Here is an 18,739-nt window from a genome sequence, read left to right on the forward strand (position 1 = left end):
TTTTCAAGGTGAGGCGACCCGGCGGGCGGCATGGCGGACCTGACTTCTTCAACAGACCGGTCGCCGCGGACCGAATTGAGTGCCGGAACGCGCGAACGCCGCCGCCGGGGCCGTGCCAGAGACCGTTCCATGGCGGAAGCGGCTCGTCCCGAACGCAAGGTCGATTACCGCCGGCTGGTCAATCCGTTCGAGCCGGTCCGGGTCTATTCCGACGACCGGATTGCCGCGATCCACGATACGGCGCTCAAGGTGCTGGAAGAGCTGGGCATGCGCCTGCTGCTGCCGGCGGCGCTCGACCTGCTGCGCGCCAAAGGGCGAGACGGCGTCTCGATAGACGACGGGGCGCGTCACTGCCGGTTCGATCGCGGACTGGTGGCCGAAGCGATCGCGACAGCGCCGTCTGAATGGACCCTGCATGGCGGCGCGCCGGAAACCTCGTCCGTTTGGGGCGGGCGGCATGTGGTCTGGTGCGCGGTCGGCGGCGCGCCGCATATCTCGGACCTTGACGGCGGAAAACGGCCCGGGACGATGGAAGACAGCCGCAACATCATGCGGCTGTGCGAGCACTACGATGTCATGCACGTCCAGGGCCCGAACGTCGAAGCGCAGGATATCGACACCGCGTTCCGCCATCTTGAGGTCACCCGCGCGCAACTCGTCCTCTCGGCCAAGGCGCCGTTCGTCTACTGCCGCGGCAAGGGACAGGTCGCCGACGGCATGAAAATGGTGCAAATCGCCCGCGGCCTGTCGGAAGAGGCGTTTCGGGCGGCGCCCTACGTTTACACCGTCATCAACACCAACTCGCCGCTGGTGCTCGACCGGCCGATGCTGCAGGGCATCATGGATTACGCCGAGCATGGCCAACCGATCCTCCTGACGCCGTTCACGCTTTCCGGCGCGATGGCGCCGGTCACCATCCCCGGCGCGCTTGTCCAGCAGCATGCCGAATTTCTCGCCGGCCTCGTCATCAGCCAGCTGACCCGCCCCGGGGCGCCGGTCTGCTACGGCGGCTTCACCTCCAACGTCGCCATGCGCAGCGGGGCGCCGGCTTTCGGGACGCCGGAGAATGTCCGGGCGGCGTTCGCCAGCGGCCAGCTCGCGCGGCTGGTCGGCGTGCCGTGGCGCTCCTCGGGGTCGTGCACGGCCAACTGCGTCGACGCCCAGGCGGTCTATGAGACCCAGATGGCATTGTGGGGTGCGACGCTCGGCGGCGCGAATTTCGTCGCCCACGCCGCAGGCTGGATGGAGGGCGGCCTGACCGGCTCGATGGAAAAATTCATCGTCGATATCGAGATGCTGCAGCAGATGGCGGAACTGATGCAGCCCGTTGCTTTCGACGAAGACGATCTTGCCTTCGAGGCGATGCGCGATGTCGGCAGCGGCGGCCATTTCTTCGGCACGCCGCACACGATGGAACGTTACGAAACGGCGTTCTACGAACCTTTCCTTTCCGACTGGAGCAACTTCAACCAGTGGACGGAGAATGGTGCGGTCCAGACGCCGGAACGTGCGAACGCGATCTGGAAGAAAGTGCTAAACGAATTCGAACCACCGGAAATGGACGTGGCGGTCCGGGAGGCCCTCGACGACTTCGTTGCACGCCGCACGGCGGAGGGCGGCGCGCCGCCGCTGACCTGACCCGCTGTCAAACGATAGATTCGAAGGAGCAAGAGCAACGTGGCAGAGACAGCTGACGCAATCGTCATAGGCGCTGGAATCATCGGCGCTGCGACTACGTTCGAACTCGCCAAGGCCAGGTACAACGTGCAGTCGGTCGACGCCAACGGCGACGCCGGTATGGGCTCGACCGCCGGCTCCTGCGCCATTATCCGGGTGCATTATTCGACGCTGGACGGGACCGCCTTTGCCTATGAGGGCTATTTCTACTGGCGCGACTGGGCGGACTATCTCGAAGTCCCCGATGAAGCCGGCCTGGCGCGTTTCGTCCAGTGCGGCGCCCTGGTCATGGCCGTTGAAGCGAACGATTTTCTTCATAAACACAAAAAATACTGCGACGAACTTCATATTCCGTATGAAGATTGGGACGCCGAGGCAATTCTTCGCCGGCTGCCGCAATTCGACCTCTCCTGCCATGCACCGGCCAAGCGCATGGACGATGACGGCTTCGGCGAACCGACCGGCGGCGCGGTCAAGGCGGCGGTGTTCTGGCCGACCGCCGGCTACATCACCGATCCGCAGCTCGCGTCGCATAACCTGCGCCGCGCGGCGGAAGCGAAAGGCGCACGCTTCCGGTTCAACGCCCGCGTGGCGGAAATCCTGCAACAGGCCGGCCGGGTTGCCGGCGTCCGGCTGGCGGATGGCACGGAAATCCATGCGCCGGTGGTGGTCAATGTCGGCGGGCCGGCGTCATACAAGCTGAACGAAATGGCCGGCGTGACCGGCGACATGACGATCAGGACCCGGGCGCTGAAACAGGAAGTCGTGCACGTCCCGGCCCCGGAGGGGATGGATTTCGAGACCGACGGTTTCGTCATGTCGGACAGCGACATCAGCGTCTATTCGCGGCCCGAGCACGGCAACCACATCCTGATCGGCAGCGAGGATCCGGAATGCGATCCGCGCGACTGGGTCGATCCCGACGACTACGACACGAACTTCACCGACCAGTGGACGCATCAGGCCTACCGCTACGCCCAACGATTGCCGACCCTGGGCATTCCCAGCCGGATGAGGGGCGTCGTGGACCTGTACGACGTGTCGGACGACTGGATTCCGATCTACGACAAGTCCGCGCTGCCCGGCTTCTACATGGCGTGCGGATCGAGCGGGAACCAGTTCAAGAACGCGGCGATCGCCGGCAAGATGATGGCTGCGCTGATCGACTATTGCGAAGCCGGTAACGATCACGATACCAGCCCGCTGCAATTCACCCTGCCCTATATCGGGCGGGCGTTGGATGTGGGATTCTTCTCCCGCAGGCGCGAGATCAACCCCGAGAGCAGCTTCTCCGTGCTCGGCTAGGAAACAGGAGCGCACTTCATGGCCGATCTGCCAGCGACAGCCCGGGTCGTCGTTATCGGCGGCGGCGCCGTCGGCGCTTCCAGCCTGTACCATCTGGCGCGCAAGGGCTGGACCGATTGCGTCCTGCTGGAGAAGAACGAGCTGACCTCGGGCTCGACCTGGCACGCCGCCGGCAACGTGCCGACCTTCTCGGCAAGCTGGTCGGTGATGAACATGCAGCGCTATTCGACCGAGCTGTATCGCGACCTGGGCGCGCGCGTCGACTATCCGATGAACTACCACGTCACCGGCTCGCTGCGCCTGGCCCATTCACGCAACCGCATGATGGAGTTCGAACGGGTCGTCGGGATGGGCCGCTACCAGGGCATGGACGTTTCCATGGTCTCGGTCAGCGATCTGAAAGACCGTTATCCGTTTCTGGAAACCCACGACCTGGCCGGCGGCCTGTACGATCCCTACGACGGCGATATCGATCCGGCCCAGCTGACCCAGGCGCTGGCCAAGGGCGCGCGCGATCTCGGCGCAAGGATCGTCCGTTTCTGCCCGGCCACCGGCGTGCGCCGCGACGGCGGCGAGTGGATCGTCGGGACGCCCCAGGGCGAAATCCGCTGCGAATTCGTCGTCAACGCCGCCGGCTATCGGGCGCAGGAGATCGGCGCGATGTTCGGCCGCTTTGTGCCGATGGTCAGCATGTCCCACCAGTACATGCTGACCGACCCGATCCCGGAGCTCGAGGAGTGGAGCGCCGAACGGGGCCGCAAGCTGCCGCTGCTGCGCGATGTCGACAGTTCCTATTACCTGCGCCAGGAGAAGTTCGGCCTCAATCTCGGCCCCTACGAGCGTAACTGCCGGGCGCACTGGACGACGCCGGACGATCCGATGCCGGAGGATTTCTCCTTCCAGCTCTACCCGGACGATCTCGACCGGCTCGAATGGTATATCGAGGACGCCATGGAACGGGTGCCGATCCTGGGTTCGGCCGGCGTCAACAAGGTGATCAACGGGCCGATTCCCTACACGCCGGACGGCAATCCGCTGATCGGGCCGATGCCCGGCGTGCCCAACGCGTTCGAGGCCTGCGTCTTCACATTCGGAATCGCGCAGGCCGGCGGCGCCGGGAAGGTGCTGGCTGAATGGGTCGCCGAAGGCGGTACGGAATGGGACATGTGGAGCTGCGACCCGCGCCGCTTCACGAGCTTTGCCGACCAGGACCACACCAACAAGAAAGGCATGGAGGTCTACGGCCACGAATACGCCATGCACTTCCCGCAGCACGAGTGGCCGGCCGGCCGCGACAAGCGGCTGTCGCCGATCCACGACCGGCTCAAGGCGTTCGGCGCCCGGTTCGGCGCCTACGGCGGCTGGGAGCGCGCCAACTGGTTCGCGCAGCCGGGCGACGACATTTCGGAAGCGGCGACCCAGACCTGGGAACGGGAAGGGCCCTGGTTCCCGCGCATCCGCGAGGAATGCGAAGCGGTGCGGGATGCGGCCGGCATCCTCAACCTGTGCGGCTTCTCCCGCTATCTCGTAACCGGTGCGGGCGCCGCGGAATGGCTCGACGGCCTGATCGCCGGAAGGATTCCGTCGGTTGGGCGCATCGGCCTCGGCTACTTCCCGGACGAACGGGGCCGCATCGTCACCGAGATGTCGCTGATTCGCCTCGCCGAAGACAGGGTGCTGCTTATCACAGCGGCCGCCGCCGAATGGCACGATCTGGAGTGGCTGAGGAAGCATTTGCCCGACGGATCGGACATCGCGATCGAGAACCGGACCGAGGAATTCGATTGCCAGATTCTGACGGGTCCGAAGACGAGAGACATCCTGGCCGGCTTGTGCGATGCGGACCTGAGCCTGCCTTGGCTGAGCTGGCAGAGGACGAATGTTGCCGGCAAGCCGGTTCTTTTGCTGCGGGTGTCATATGCCGGCGAACTGGGATGGGAAGTCCATACGCATACCGAAGACACCGGCACCGTGTTCGACGCGGTCTGGCAGGCCGGACAGACCTTCGGACTGAAACCGTTCGGCATGTACGCCCTGAACAGCCTCCGGCTGGAAAAGGGCTACCGGGCCTGGAAGGGCGACCTGTCGACCGATTACACCGTTCTTGAGGGCGGGCTCGACCGCTTCGTGCGCTGGAGCAAGGAAAGCTTCGTCGGCAAGACGGCGATGGAGATCGAGCGCCAGGCCGGCCCGGCCAAACGCTTCGTCACTCTTGTCGTCGACGCCGGCGCCTGCGACGCTCCCTATATGTCGACCCTGTGGCACGGCGACGAGAAGGTCGGTGAGACCACCTCCGGCGGCTGGGGTCACAGGATCGGCAAATCGATCGCGCTCGGCATGGCGCGCGCCGATCTGGCGGTCGAGGGCACGGAACTGGATGTCGAGATTTTCGGCGAACGTCGCCGCGCCGAAGTCCAGGCCGACCGGCCGCTCTACGATCCTGACAACGCCCGGATGAGGGCCTAGGCGATGGCGGCGCTGCCGCGGCACGCCCGGGCCGTCATTATCGGCGGCGGCGTTTCCGGCTGTTCGGTCGCCTACCATCTTGCGAAGCTGGGCTGGAAGGACGTGGTCCTGCTGGAGCGCAGGCAGCTGACCTGCGGCACGACCTGGCACGCCGCCGGCCTGATCGGCCAGCTTCGGGCCAGCCTGAACCTGACGCGGCTGGCGAAATATTCCGCCGATCTCTATGTCCGGCTCGAAGAAGAAACCGGAATCGCGACCGGGATGCGCCAGAACGGCTCGATCACCGTGGCGCTGACCGACGAACGCAAGGAGGAAATCTATCGCCAGGCCTCCCTGGCCCGCGCCTTCGACGTCGACGTGATGGAAATCACGCCTTCGGAAACCAGGGCGCTCTATCCCCATCTGAACGTGTCGGACATGACCGGCGCCGTTCACCTGCCGCTCGACGGCCAGTGCGATCCGGCGAACATCGCGCTCGCGCTCGCCAGGGGCGCCCGCCAGAACGGTGCCCTGCTGGCCGAGGGCGTAAAGGTCACCGGCGTTTCGCAGGCGAACGGCCGCGTCTCCGGCGTGTCGTGGGAACGCGACGGCGAAGACGGAAAGGAACGGGGCGAGATTGCCAGCGACATCGTGATCAACTGCGCCGGCATGTGGGCGCGCGAACTGGGCGCGATGAGCGGGGTGACGATCCCGCTGCACGCCTGCGAGCATTTCTACATCGTGACCGAGCCGATCCCGGACCTCGGCGCCCTGCCGGTGCTGCGCGTGCCGGACGAATGCGCCTACTACAAGGAGGATGCCGGAAAGATGCTGCTCGGCGCCTTCGAGCCGGTCGCCAAGCCCTGGGGCATGGAGGGCATTCCCGAAGATTTCTGTTTCGACCAGTTGCCCGAGGATTTCGATCATTTCGAACCGATCCTCGAACAGGCGGTCGCGCGCATGCCGCTGCTCGGCGAGGCCGGCATCCACACCTTCTTCAACGGTCCGGAGAGCTTCACGCCCGACGACCGCTACTATCTGGGCGAAGCACCGGAACTGCGCGGCTACTGGGTTGCGGCGGGCTACAACTCCATCGGCATCGTTTCGTCGGGCGGTGCCGGGATGGCGCTGGCCCAGTGGATTGATGACGGGGAAGCGCCGTTCGACCTGTGGGAGGTCGATATCCGGCGGGTCCAGCCGTTCCAGAAAAACCGTCACTATCTAAGGCACCGGGTGAGCGAGACCCTCGGCCTGCTCTATGCCGACCATTTTCCCTACCGCCAGCCGGCCAGCGCCCGCGGTGTCCGTCGCTCGCCGATTCACGAACATCTGAAGGCGCGCGGCGCCTGTTTCGGCGAAACGGCAGGATGGGAGCGCGCCAACTGGTTCGCGCCGGAGGGCGTTACGCCGGAATACCGCTACAGCTGGCGGCGCCAGAACTGGTTCGAGCATTCGCGCGCCGAGCATATGGCGGCCCGCGAAGGCGTCGGCCTGTTCGACATGACTTCCTTCGGCAAGCTCCGGGTCGAGGGCCGGGACGCCGAGGCGGCGCTCAACCGGATTTGCAGCAACGATGTTGCGGTCGAACCGGGCCGGCTGGTCTACACCCAGTGGCTCAACGACCGCGGCGGCATCGAGGCGGATCTGACGGTCGCGCGCCTGTCCGAAACCGCCTTCCTGGTCGTTACGCCGGGGGCGACCGTGCAGCGCGATCTCGCTTGGCTGCGCCGCCACACGCCGGACGGTGCCCATGTCGTCGTCACCGACGTGACGGCGGGTGAGGCGGTATTGTGCGTGATGGGGCCGAAATCCCGCGACGTTCTGGACGCCTGCTCGCCGGCCGACCTGTCGAACGGGGCTTTTCCTTTCGGATCGGTGCGGGAGATCGAGATCGGCATGGGTCTCGCCCGGGCGCACCGGGTCTCCTATGTCGGCGAACTGGGCTGGGAGCTCTACGTTTCGGCCGATATGGCCGCCCATGTCTTCGAAACGCTGGAAGAGGCAGGGGCGCCTCATGGCCTCAAACTGTGCGGCCTGCACATGATGGACAGCTGCCGGATCGAGAAGGCCTTCCGCCATTTCGGCCACGACATCACCGACGAGGATCATGTGCTGGAGGCCGGCCTCGGCTTCGCTGTGCGCACCCGCAAGCCGGACTTTCTCGGCCGGGACGCGGTCCTGCGCAAACGCGACGAGGGCCTGTCGCGGCGCCTGCTCCAATTCCGCCTGCGCGATCCGGAGCCCCTGCTGTTCCATAACGAGCCGATCGTGCGCGACGGCGAGATGGTCGGCTACCTGACGTCCGGCAACTACGGCCACGCGCTGGGCGGCGCGGTCGGCCTGGGCTATGTGCCGTGCCCGGACGGCGAAAGCGCCGAGGCACAGCTTGCGTCCGGTTATGAAATCGAGATTGCCGGCGCGCGCGTTGCCGCCGATGTTTCACTCAGGCCGATGTACGATCCAAAAGCCGAGCGGGTGCGCATGTGAGCGGCGCCGGCCGCCAAGCTGCGGGGAGGCAAACCATGTCTCGCGATCGGAACGCGAAAGAGCGGGCAGGGCGCCGGGCCGGCGGCCGGGAAGCCCGGCGGGCCCTGCGGGCCGCCCCGCTGGCGGAAGATATCCGGCCGGTCCGGGCGGGTCTCGAGGGCGGGCGCTACAAGGCGCTGACCGAAGCCGAGGTCGAACGGATCCACCGGGCGGCGCTGCACATCCTCGAGGAGATCGGCCTCGCCGATGCGCCGGAGAGCGGCGTCGAAATGATGACGTCGGCCGGCGCCGTTCAGGGCGACGACGGGCGGCTGCGTTTCCCGCCGGCGCTGGTCGAGGACATGCTGGCGAAGGCGGCGCGGGACATCACCTTGCACGGCCAGGACCCGAAGCACGATATCCGGCCCGGCGGCAGCCGCGTCCACTACGGCACCGCGGGCGCGGCGGTCCATGTCTACGACGTCGAGAACCGGGTGAACCGCGATCCGACGGTGCAGGATCTTTTCGACGCCGCCCGCATGGTCGAGGTGCTGGACAACATCCACTTCTTCCAGCGGCCGCTGACGACCCGGGACACCGAGGACCCGACCGATCTGGACGTCAACACGCTCTACGCCTCGGTCGCCGGGACGACCAAGCATATCGGCACGTCCTTCACCTCGCCGGAACGGACGCAGATGGGGCTGGACATGCTCCACATGGTCGCCGGGTCGGAAGCGGCCTGGCGGGCGCGGCCCTTCGTTTCCAACAGCAACTGCTTCGTCGTCCCGCCGCTGAAATTCGCCACGGAATCCTGCCGGGTCATGGAGACCGTGATCGGGGGCGGGATGCCGGTCCTGTTGCTCTCCGCAGGACAGGCCGGGGCGACGGCGCCGGCGGCGCTCGCCGGTGCGGTGACCCAGGCGGTCGCCGAATGCCTGGCAGGTCTGATCTACGTCAACGCGATGAAGCCGGGCCACACGGCGATTTTCGGGACCTGGCCCTTCGTCTCGGATCTGCGCACCGGCGCCATGTCCGGCGGCTCGGGCGAACAGGCGCTGCTCACCGCCGCCTGCGGGCAGATGGCGCGATTCTACGACCTGCCCGGCGGATCGGCCTGCGCCATGTCCGACAGCAAGGCGCCGGACATGCAGGCCGGCTACGAGCGCGGCGTCGCCAACGTGATGGCAGGGCTGTCCGGCCTCAACCTGGTCTACGAGAGCGTCGGCATGCACGCCTCGCTGCTGAGCTTTTGTCACGAGAGCCTGCTGATCGACAACGACATGATCGGCCAGTGCCTGCGCTGCGTGCGCGGCATCGAGGTCACCGACGAGACACTGTCGCTCGATGCGATCGCCAGCGTCTGCCTGGAGGGGCCGGGCCACTATCTCGGCCATCCGCAGACCCTGTCGCTGATGCAGTCCGAATATGTCTATCCCGAGGTCGGCGATCGCAGCAGCCCGAAGGAATGGATCGAACAAGGCAAGCCGGACCTGGTCGAAAAGGCGCTCGCCGAAAAGCGGCGCATCCTCGCCACCGTGTTCCCGGACCACATCCCGGAGCCGATCGACGCGGCGATCCGCGAGCGGTTCAATATCGTCCTGCCGCGCCGCAGCATGAAAGCGGCGGCCTGAAGCAGACTCGCCTACGCCATCGGTTTCGCGCAGCGTTTCCAGACCTGCTCGACGGCTTTCGCGGAGTCGGGGCCGGTGCGCAGGATCACGGTATACTCGTCGATCAGCTGCATGGTGATGCGCTTGCCGGCGCCCGGCTCGCCCGGCGGGATGACATAGACGAAACCGTGCCGGTCGTAGTCGCCGGTCATCGCCGTGCCGCCGGGCGTCACGATGGCCGGCCCGTCGATGGTCATCCGGCGCCCGTCCTCGTGGCACCAGTGCCCGTCGATGGCGTCGGCGAGCGCCGTTGCCGGAAGCAGCAGCGCGAGCATTGCGCAGGAAATGGCCAGCACGGAACGCGGCACGGTTCGCTCACCGCAGAAAAAGACAGAACCACCTTAGCATGCCGGAAATACCGCCGGTAGCGCGCACTGGTTGTCCCGATCCATCTGCCTATCGCCGGAAAACCGTGCTAAAGCCGCCGCTCATGACGCAGACCGACTCCAGAGCCGATCCGATTACCGTGCCCGCCGGCCTGCCGGGCGTGGACCGGCTGCTGCAGGACGTGCGGCTCGCGGACCTGCCCGACCGGGTCGGCCGCAGTTGCGTGGTCGAAGCGGCGCGCACGGTGCTCGAGGAGGCGCGAAGCCGCCTGCTCGCCGGTGGCCGCATCGATGCGGACGGGCTGGCGGACCGTGTTGTTGCCCATGTCGCTGCCGCAACGGCCCCGTCGCTCAGGCCGGTGCTGAACCTGACCGGCACGGTCGTCCACACCAATCTCGGCCGTTCGGCGCTGCCGGAATCGGCGGTCGAGGCGATGACCCGGGCGGCGCGGCGGCCGGTCGATCTGGAATACGATCTGGCGGCCGGGAAGCGCGGCGACCGCGGCGGCCGCCTCGAAGCGCGCATCCGCTCCCTGACCGGCGCCGAGGCGGCGACGGCGGTCAACAACAACGCCGCCGCCGTCATGCTGGTGCTGAATACGCTGGCGAACCGCCGCGCGGTGCCGGTCTCGCGCGGTGAACTGGTCGAGATCGGCGGGTCCTTCCGCCTGCCGGACGTCATGCGCCGCGCCGGCGCCCGGCTGGTCGAGGTCGGCGCGACCAACCGGACCCATCTGAAGGACTACGAAGAGGCGATGGCGGCCCGTCCGGCGCTCGTCCTGAAGGCGCATACCAGCAATTACACCGTGATCGGCTTCACGAAGGCGGTGCCGGAAAGGGAACTGGCCGCCCTGTGCCGGCGCCGCGGCATACCCTTCTGCATCGATCTGGGCAGCGGCACGCTGGTCGATCTCGAACGTTTCGGGTTGCCCCACGAACCCACGGTGCAGGAGGCGCTCGCCAGCTGCGCCGATCTGGTGACCTTCAGCGGCGACAAGCTGCTCGGCGGGCCCCAGGCCGGGGTGATCGCCGGCCGCGCGGACCTGGTCGCCAGGATCAAGAAAAACCCGATGCACCGGGCATTCCGGCTCGACAAGCTGAGGATTGCAGCGCTCGACGCGACTCTCGCCCTTTACCACCAGCCCGAAAGCCTTGCGGAGACCGTGCCGACGTTGCGCTGGCTCGCCCGGCCGCTGCCGGACATCCGCGCCGTCGCCGAACGGGTCGCGGCCGGCCTGGAACCGTCGGCCCCGGAAGGCTGGCGGGTCGAGGCCGCCGACTGTTTCAGCCAGATCGGCAGCGGCGCCCTGCCGGCTGAGGCGTTGCCCAGCGTCGCCGTGCGCCTGACACCCTTGGCCCGGAGCGGGACAACGGGCCGCCGCGTCGCCAGCCGGATGCTCCGCGACCTCGCAGCCGCGTTCCGCGCGCTGCCGGTGCCGGCGATAGGCCGGGTCGGGGAGGGCGCCTTCTGGCTCGACATGCGCTGCCTGGAGAGGCCGGAGACGCTGCTGGGGCAGATCGACAGCCTCGCATGGCCGTGCCCGCCATGATTATCGCGACCGCCGGCCATGTGGATCATGGCAAGACCAGCCTGCTGAAACGCCTCACCGGAATCGATACCGACCGCCTGCCGGAGGAGAAACGGCGCGGTCTGACCATCGATCTCGGTTTTGCCTACACCGATGCGCTGCGGCCCGGCGAGACGACCGGCTTCGTCGATGTGCCCGGCCACGAGAAGTTCATCCGCAACATGCTGGCCGGTGTGACCGCGATCGACGCGGCCCTGCTGGTCGTCGCCGCCGACGACGGGCCGATGCCCCAGACCCGGGAACATCTGGCTATTCTCGATCTGGTCGGCGTGCGCACCGGCATCGTTGCGATCACGAAGACGGACCTTGTTGAAGCCGATTGGCTGGTCGAGGTGATTGCCGAGACGCGCGCCCTGTTGGAGCCGACCGGCCTGGCCGAAGCGCCGGTCGTGGCTGTGTCCTCGACGACCGGAGCGGGATTCGACCGCCTTGCAGAGGCGATCGGGACTCTCCGGGCTGTCGAGAAACCGGCATGCGGCGGCTTCCGCATGGCTATCGACCGCAGCTTCATCGTCGGCGGAGCCGGTCTGGTCGTGACCGGCCTGGTGCAGTCGGGGATCCTCAAGGCAGGCGACCGGCTGGCGGTCAGTCCGGCCGGCCCGAAGGGAATCGGAGTGCGGGTGCGCGGCCTCAAGGTGCAGGATGCGCCGGCCGCCGAGGCCCGGGCCGGCGACCGCTGCGCGGTCAACCTGGCCGGTGCGGACGTCGACCGGGCTGCGATCGGCCGCGGACAATGGCTGGTGGCGCCCGTCCTGCGATCGGTCAGCCGCCGGCTCGACATCGACCTGCGGCTGCTCGCTTCGGAAGCCCGGCCTCTGCGCCACTGGACGTCGGTTCATGTCCATGCCGGCACGGCCGACATTCCAGGCCGGGTCGCGCTGCTCGAAGCGGGTAAACTGGCGCCGGGCGAGCGGGCGCTGGCGCAGCTCGTGCTCGACCGCGGGATCTGCGTCTGCCGCGGAGACGCCGTCATCCTGCGCGACCAGTCGGCGAAACGCACGATAGGCGGCGGGATGGTGCTGGACTGCGACGGCCCACAGCGTGGCCGGGGCACGCCGCAGCGCCTCGCTCTCGTCAGGGCGCAGCGTCGACCGAAGCATGCTGAGGCCCTCGCCGCGCAACTGGAGGTTGCCAATGGCGGCGTCGACCTGCGGGCCTTCGCCCGCAACCGGAACCTGATCGAAACGGAACTGGCCGGCCTCGAGGCGCCCGGACTAGTGCCGGGGCTGGTGCGGGCCGGCGGCGGCGGCGGGCAGGCCGCTATCCTCGACCGCCATCTCGCCGGACTCGCCGAAGCGATCCGGTCGTCGCTGGCCGGACGTACGGAGGGGCGGAACAGCGTCTCCGGCCTGCCCGCGGCGGCGCTGCCGCGCATGCTCCCCGGCCGGCCGCTCGCCGCGTGCGTCGATGCGGCGCTCGACCGGCTTATGCGCGACGGCACTGTGGAGCGGCGCGGCGAGCGGATCGTCCTCGCCGGACGGCGGGTCGAACTCGAACCGCGCGACGCAAGCCTCTGGGCCCGGATCGAACCGGCGCTCACGGCGTCGGGCCGGCCGCGCACGGTGTGGGAGGTCTCGGAAGCGCTCGGTATCGTCCAAAGCGAGGCGGCACGCTTCTTCAAGCGGGCCCAGGCTGCCGGGCTGGTCATGCAGGTCTCGAAAAACCGCTTTCTGACTCCGGAAACGCTGGAATCTCTGGCAAATGCGGCCGAAACGGGGCTCGCCTCGTCGGGCGGTGACCGGTTCACCGTGGCCGATTTCCGCGACTGGTCCGGGCTGGGCCGCAACCTGAGCGTCGAGATGCTGGAATATTTCGACCGGGCGGGCTTCACCCGGCGGGCGGGCAACGAGCGCGTGATCCGCCGGCCGGCCGCCGAGACTTTCGGGACCGCGGCGCGTGGCTGAGCGGCAGAAGGGATCGGCGGAGGGCGTTTCCGGCGGCAACCGATCCGTGCTAGCACTGTCCGACCCATTGGCGGACCGGCGGAGGAGGATCGGCGCCCGGTGGGCCGCGCGGGCTTCAAACCCGTTGAGACGCGCCAGCGCGTGTCTGGTGGGTTCGACTCCCACCCTCTTCCGCCACTCTTTCCCACCCGAAACCGCAGTCTGAAGCGGTGCTTCCGTCGTCCCCGATCGAAACCGACATCGTGCTGGTCGGCGGCGGCCACGCCCATGTCGAGGTCGTGCGCCGGTTCGGCATGAAACCGGAGCCCGGCGTGCGCCTGACCCTGGTCTCGACGCCGGTCGATACGCCCTATTCGGGAATGCTGCCGGGCTATCTGGCCGGGCATTACGGCTTCGACGACTGCATGATCGATCTGCGCCGCCTGTGCCGCTTCGCCGGCGCCCGGCTGGTCGTCGGCCGGGCAAGCGGCATCGACCGCACGGCGCGGCAGGTATCGCTCGCGGGCCGGCCGCCGCTGCCCTACGACCTGCTGAGCATCGACATCGGCTCGGTTCCCGAAACCGGCGGGATTGCGGGCGCGGAACACGCCGTTCCGCTGAAGCCCATACCCGCGTTCCTGGAGCGGTGGGCGAAAGTCGAAGCACTGGCGGAGGCGCGGAACGGGGCGGTCCGGATCGTCGTCATCGGCGCCGGCACCGGCGGCGTCGAAGCGGCGATGGCATTGCACAGCCGAATGAACGCACGGTTTCAACAGTCTGAAAGAAAAGAACAAAGCACTACCGGACGACCGCGATTCACGATCCTGTCGATGACGCCGGAAATCATGCCGGGGCACGCCGCAGGGGTCCGCCGCCGCGTGCTGTCGGCGCTGCGCCGCAATGGCTTCGCGGTCGAAACCGGTGAGACGGCTGCGGCGATCGAACCCGGCCGGGTCTTGTGCAAGTCCGGACGCGCTTTCGAACACGATGCGGCAATCCTCGTTACCCAGGGTGGCGCCGCACCGTGGCTGCGTGAGACCGGCCTTGACGTCGATCCCCGCGGCTTCGTGAAGGTCGGCCCAACGCTGCAATCCGTGTCCGACGGTACGGTCTTCGCCGCCGGCGACTGCGCCGCATTCAATTCGACCGCGCTGCCGAAATCCGGCGTCTACGCCGTCCGCCAGGGCCCCGTGCTGGCCGAAAATCTGCGCCGCGCCGTCCGGGGCGGGGCGTTGCAGCCCTTCCGGCCGCAGCGCCGCGTGCTCTCGCTGATCTCGCTGGGGGGAAAACGCGCCGTCGCCTCGAAGGCCGTCTTTGCGGCCGAAGGCGATTGGGTCTGGCGCTGGAAGGACCGGATCGACCGGCGCTGGATGGCGCGCTACGGCGCGGACCTGCCTGTCATGACCCGAGTACCGACGGCAAACGCGGCGGAAGACGCCATGCGCTGCGGCGGCTGCGGCGCCAAGGTGCCCCAGGCGATCCTCAATGCGGTGCTCGGCCGCCTGCGCGCCGACCCGGCGACCGCACCGGCGCTGGCGCTCGACAGCCCGGACGATGCCGCGCCGCTCGCCCCGCCGGCGGACGGAACCCTGTACCAGACCGTCGACCAGTTCCGTGCCTTTATCGACGACCCGTATCTGTTCGGCCGCATCGCCGCGAACCATTGCATGGGCGATATCCATGCCATGGGCGGCGCGCCGGTCTCCGCGCTGGTCTCGGTCACGCTGCCCTTCGCCGCGCCGGGCATCGTCGAACGCGAACTGGAGCAACTCCTGCGCGGCGTGCTGCGCGGTCTGAACGACGCCGGTGCGGTCCTGATCGGCGGCCATACCGCCGAAGGCGCGGAAATGGCGGCAGGGTTGACGATCAACGGGACGGTCGGCGCCGGCGAACCGTGGCGCAAGGGCGGCGCGAGGCCGGGCGACCGCCTGATCCTCACAAAGGCGCTGGGGACCGGCGTTTTGTTGGCGGCTGAAATGGCGCGCGCCGCCAGAGGGCGAGATGTCCAAACGGCGCTCAGGAGCATGTTGGCAAGTAATGGTGCCGCGGTCGCCGTCTTGCGGCAGCACGGCGCGAGGGCTTGCACCGACGTAACCGGGTTCGGCCTGGGCGGACACCTGTTGGAAATGCTCGAAGCGTCGGATTGCGGCGCCGTGCTTCACGAGGCTGCGCTGCCCCTGCTGCCCGGCGCCTCGGGTCTGCTGTCCGCAGGGCATGCGAGCACGCTTCATCCGGCCAACCGGGCGGTCCTGATTGCGGCATGCGAAGGCGTTGTGCCGGAAATTCTCGCCGATCCGCAGACAGCCGGTGGTCTGCTCGCAGCCGTGCCGGCGGACGGTGCGGGAGCCTGTGTCGAGGCGCTGCGGCAGGCCGGATATCCGGATGCCGCGGTTATCGGTGAGATAACCGGTGCATCGCCCGGCGAGGGCCGAATCCGGTTCGGGTAGAACCGTCCTGCACGACGCCGCGGTTTTATCGGAACGGCGGAGTCGGAGCGACTTACTCCGCCGCTGCCGGCAGGCTCGCCCGCCCGAAATCGTCGATCCCGAGTTCAGCGCGGAAACCGGCCGAAATCGCAGCCTTCTCTTCCTCGAGCGGAATGCCGATCGCGTCGGCGACCCGGTCGATGGCGTTGAAGTTGGCCGCGATGGCCGCGGCATCGACCAGGGCGGCTTCGCCCATCCGTTCGATCACGGCCTCGCGGGCCGCTGCCGTCGCTTCGTCGTCAAATTCGATTGCCGTTTCGGCCAGTTGGATCAGGACGTCAGCGTGCGGAATGCCGGTGTCCTCGACCGAATCGCCCAGAACCGCGCTGAGATCGTAGTCGTCGCCGGTGAATTCGCCGCTCGCACGGAGCAGGGCCACATGGCTGGTGGTTCAGTAGACGCACTGGTTGATGGCCGAAACCCGGCCGGCAACCAGCTCGATCTGGGCGTGGGTGATGGCGCGGTACTCGGTCGAGAAATCGCGCATCTGCAACCCGTTCATGTAGAGCACGTTGGCGATGCGCCAGAAATCCCGCTGGGTATCGGGCACGGAGGAAAGGGCCCGCCGGATATGCGCGGCGGTCGGCGGGCCGGCCGGGAAGAACTCCTTCTGGAGCGGACCGTCGACGAACGGGTCCAGGGTCGGTGCAAAGGCGAGTCCGCGGTTGAGGTGTTCCTCGCCCACCGTTTCGTGCGAGGGCGCGCCATCCTGCGGTTCCGGCAAGGGCGGCGGCGCCATGCCGATTCCGCGGCAGAAGGTGTCGATGGCGACGGTGCAGGCGATCACGCCGACGATCTCGACATATTCGGTCTCGGGCAGGCCGCCATCCTTCAGCGCCTCGAACCAGTGAGCGGCGATGCGCGCCGGATCGGTCATCATCCGGTGGACAAGTTCGACCTTGTCGTCGGGCAGTTCGCCGAGAGAATCGTGTTCGCCTTGCACGGCATAGGGCGAAAGCGCGTCCTTCCGCTCGGCGCACAGCCGGCAATACCGTGCGTTGCGGCTTTCCGCAGCCACGGCGACCCGTTCCCGCGCGGTCAGCCAGGTCCCCGGTTGGGCGATCCGGGCCCAAACCTGCGGCAGAGCCTCCGCAATATCGTCCCGGACGGGCAGGGGCGCGGCGTCGAAATTCAGGCTGCTCATCGGCAACCCTCCCCGTTGTGGCTGCGTTTGCGGCCAAGGTAACGGGACGCCGAACCGCCGGCAAGCGACAAGCCGCCGGTCAAACATCGGCGCGCACCGGCACTTTCGGCATGACCGCAACGCCGTTTTGGTCTAATCCGGCGCGCCACCGGTCGTTCGGCCGGTCGGGCGACGGAAAACGAAAGGAAACCGATGCCTCCCGAGAGACGCGGCCGCAGCGGCCGGCGCCGCCGCGGCGTACCGGACGCCGCAGCGAAAAGTCCGGAAGCTGCGATCCGGCCGCAACCGCGCCGGCTGTTCGATCCGGTGCCTGCGGTCTCGGACGACGAACTCGAGGCGATCCACCGGACTGCGCTGACTGTGCTCCAGGAAATCGGCATCGACCTCCTGCACGACGAGGCGAAGGCGATCCTCAAGGACGCAGGCGCGGATGTGGCGCCGGACGGCAACCGCGTCCGCTTCCCGTCCGATCTTGTCGAGGCGCAGATCGGCAAACCGCCGGAGACATTCAAATTTTATTGCCGCAACCCGGAGCGCACCCTCACCTTCGGCGGCGACCGGCTGGTTTTCGGCGCAGTGAGCAGCACACCCAACGCGGCCGACTTCGAGGGTGGGCGCCGGGTCGGCAATTTCGAGGATTACAAGCAGTTCCTGCGCCTGGGGCAGGTGCTGCCGGCTATCCACATGTGGGGCGGCTATCCGGTCGAGCCGACGGACATCCACCCCAGCGTGCGCCATCTCGATGCACTGCACGCCGCACTCACCATGACCGACAAGCCGATCCACGCCTACAGCCTGGGCCGGGAGCGGGTGCTGGACGGCATCGAGCTGTCGCGCATTGCGCGCGGCGTCGACCACACGACGCTGGAGCGCGAGCCGTCGGTCATCACGGTGATCAATTCCAGTTCGCCGCTGCGCCTCGACCTGCCGATGGTCGAAGGCATCCTGCGCATGGGCGACCGCGGCCAGCCGGTCGTGATGACGCCCTTCACCCTGGCCGGCGCCATGGCGCCGGTGACTCTGGCCGGCGCCGTGGCCCAGCAGAATGCCGAATTCCTCGCCGGCCTGACGATCCACCAGCTGAACAGTCCCGGCGCGCCGTTCCTGTATGGCGGCTTCACCTCGAACGTCGACATGCGCAGCGGCGCGCCTGCCTTCGGCACGCCGGAATATATGAAATCCGCGCTGGTCGGCGGCCAGTTCGCCCGGCGCTACCGGGTGCCGTACCGCTCGTCCAACGTCAACGCGGCCAACGCGGTCGACGCCCAGGCGGCCTATGAGAGTGTGTTTTCGCTCTGGGGCGCGGTCATGGGCGGCGCCCATCTGTTCAAGCACGCCGCCGGCTGGATGGAAGGCGGCCTCCAGGCCTCGTTCGAGAAGATGGTGCTGGATGCCGACCTGCTGGACATGGTGGCGGCCTTCCTCGAGCCGTTCCGGGTCGACGAGGCCGAACTGGCATTGGACGCGATGCGCGAAGTCGGGCCCGGCGGCCACTATTTCGGCGCCGAGCACACCCAATCGCGCTACAAGACCGCCTTCTTCGCACCGATGGTCTCCGACTGGCGCAACTACGAGGCCTGGTCCGGCGCCGGCTCGCCGACCGCGGCTGACCATCTGCACCGGCTCTACAAGGAAAAGCTGGCGCTGTACGAAGCGCCGCCGATGGACCCGGCGGTCCGCGAGGAACTCGATGCCTTCGTCGCCCGGCGCAAGGACGAAGGCGGCGTGCCGACCGACTTTTAGCA

General features: G+C 67.8%; 11 protein-coding genes and 1 tRNA gene. 10 read left to right on the forward strand and 2 right to left on the reverse strand.

All coding sequences use genetic code 11. The features are described 5' to 3' along the window. Window positions 1–30: 30 nt before the first annotated feature. Genes OXM58_15005 through OXM58_15025 form a run of 5 tightly spaced genes read left to right on the forward strand, consistent with a single transcriptional unit; the run spans window position 31 to window position 9,527 of the window. Entirely contained in the window at window positions 31–1,638 is a 1,608-nt protein-coding gene (locus tag OXM58_15005) for a trimethylamine methyltransferase family protein (protein ID MDE0149679.1), read from the forward strand. Between the two features lie 39 nt (window positions 1,639–1,677). After that, entirely contained in the window at window positions 1,678–2,982 is a 1,305-nt protein-coding gene (locus tag OXM58_15010; protein ID MDE0149680.1) for an FAD-dependent oxidoreductase, read from the forward strand. A gap of 18 nt (window positions 2,983–3,000) precedes the next feature. Continuing rightward, window positions 3,001–5,448, forward strand: coding sequence for an FAD-dependent oxidoreductase (locus tag OXM58_15015; GenBank protein MDE0149681.1), 2,448 nt, complete (start codon window positions 3,001–3,003; stop codon window positions 5,446–5,448). Between the two features lie 3 nt (window positions 5,449–5,451). After that, window positions 5,452–7,914, forward strand: a complete 2,463-nt coding sequence (locus tag OXM58_15020) for an FAD-dependent oxidoreductase (protein ID MDE0149682.1) — start codon at window positions 5,452–5,454, stop codon at window positions 7,912–7,914. A gap of 35 nt (window positions 7,915–7,949) precedes the next feature. Then, complete coding sequence (locus OXM58_15025; protein ID MDE0149683.1) at window positions 7,950–9,527, forward strand: trimethylamine methyltransferase family protein; 1,578 nt, start codon at window positions 7,950–7,952, stop codon at window positions 9,525–9,527. An 11-nt stretch (window positions 9,528–9,538) separates the two neighbouring features. Here the strand turns inward: OXM58_15025 and OXM58_15030 are convergent, their stop codons facing one another. After that, window positions 9,539–9,874: a hypothetical protein gene (locus OXM58_15030; GenBank protein ID MDE0149684.1), complete on the reverse strand. Its 336-nt coding sequence runs from the start codon at window positions 9,872–9,874 to the stop codon at window positions 9,539–9,541. Window positions 9,875–9,996: 122 nt separating this feature from the next. Here OXM58_15030 and selA point away from each other — a divergent pair, with 122 nt between their 5' ends. The 4 genes from selA to selD all read left to right on the forward strand — a co-directional run bounded on the left by selA (window position 9,997) and on the right by selD (window position 15,811). Continuing rightward, a complete protein-coding gene (gene selA, locus OXM58_15035; GenBank protein ID MDE0149685.1) occupies window positions 9,997–11,442 on the forward strand; it encodes an L-seryl-tRNA(Sec) selenium transferase in 1,446 nt (481 codons plus the stop codon). Continuing rightward, entirely contained in the window at window positions 11,424–13,385 is a 1,962-nt protein-coding gene (gene selB, locus OXM58_15040) for a selenocysteine-specific translation elongation factor (GenBank protein ID MDE0149686.1), read from the forward strand. Before selA ends, selB begins: the two co-directional genes overlap by 19 nt. Window positions 13,386–13,465: 80 nt before the next feature. Then, window positions 13,466–13,562 (forward strand) — tRNA-Sec (locus OXM58_15045). Between the two features lie 32 nt (window positions 13,563–13,594). Further along, window positions 13,595–15,811, forward strand: coding sequence for a selenide, water dikinase SelD (selD, locus tag OXM58_15050; protein ID MDE0149687.1), 2,217 nt, complete (start codon window positions 13,595–13,597; stop codon window positions 15,809–15,811). A gap of 52 nt (window positions 15,812–15,863) precedes the next feature. Here selD and OXM58_15055 read toward each other — a convergent pair whose 3' ends face one another. Further along, entirely contained in the window at window positions 15,864–16,994 is a 1,131-nt protein-coding gene (locus OXM58_15055; GenBank protein MDE0149688.1) for an alkylhydroperoxidase-related (seleno)protein, read from the reverse strand. Between the two features lie 192 nt (window positions 16,995–17,186). Between OXM58_15055 and OXM58_15060 the strand changes: the two genes are divergently transcribed. Next, window positions 17,187–18,737 (forward strand): trimethylamine methyltransferase family protein, encoded by a 1,551-nt coding sequence (locus tag OXM58_15060; GenBank protein MDE0149689.1) that lies wholly within the window; start codon window positions 17,187–17,189, stop codon window positions 18,735–18,737. Window positions 18,738–18,739: the final 2 nt, after the last annotated feature.

The organism is Rhodospirillaceae bacterium (genome assembly GCA_028819475.1).
In the GTDB taxonomy this organism is placed as follows: Bacteria; Pseudomonadota; Alphaproteobacteria; order Bin65; family Bin65; genus Bin65.

Coding starts and splice junctions, on each gene's coding strand:
- OXM58_15005 (MDE0149679.1), top strand. CDS start 31: ATGGCGGACCTGACTTCTTCAACAGACCGGTCGCCGCGGACCGAATTG.
- OXM58_15015 (MDE0149681.1), top strand. CDS start 3,001: ATGGCCGATCTGCCAGCGACAGCCCGGGTCGTCGTTATCGGCGGCGGC.
- OXM58_15020 (MDE0149682.1), top strand. CDS start 5,452: ATGGCGGCGCTGCCGCGGCACGCCCGGGCCGTCATTATCGGCGGCGGC.
- selA (MDE0149685.1), top strand. CDS start 9,997: ATGACGCAGACCGACTCCAGAGCCGATCCGATTACCGTGCCCGCCGGC.
- selB (MDE0149686.1), top strand. CDS start 11,424: ATGGCCGTGCCCGCCATGATTATCGCGACCGCCGGCCATGTGGATCAT.
- OXM58_15060 (MDE0149689.1), top strand. CDS start 17,187: ATGCCTCCCGAGAGACGCGGCCGCAGCGGCCGGCGCCGCCGCGGCGTA.
- OXM58_15025 (MDE0149683.1), top strand. CDS start 7,950: ATGTCTCGCGATCGGAACGCGAAAGAGCGGGCAGGGCGCCGGGCCGGC.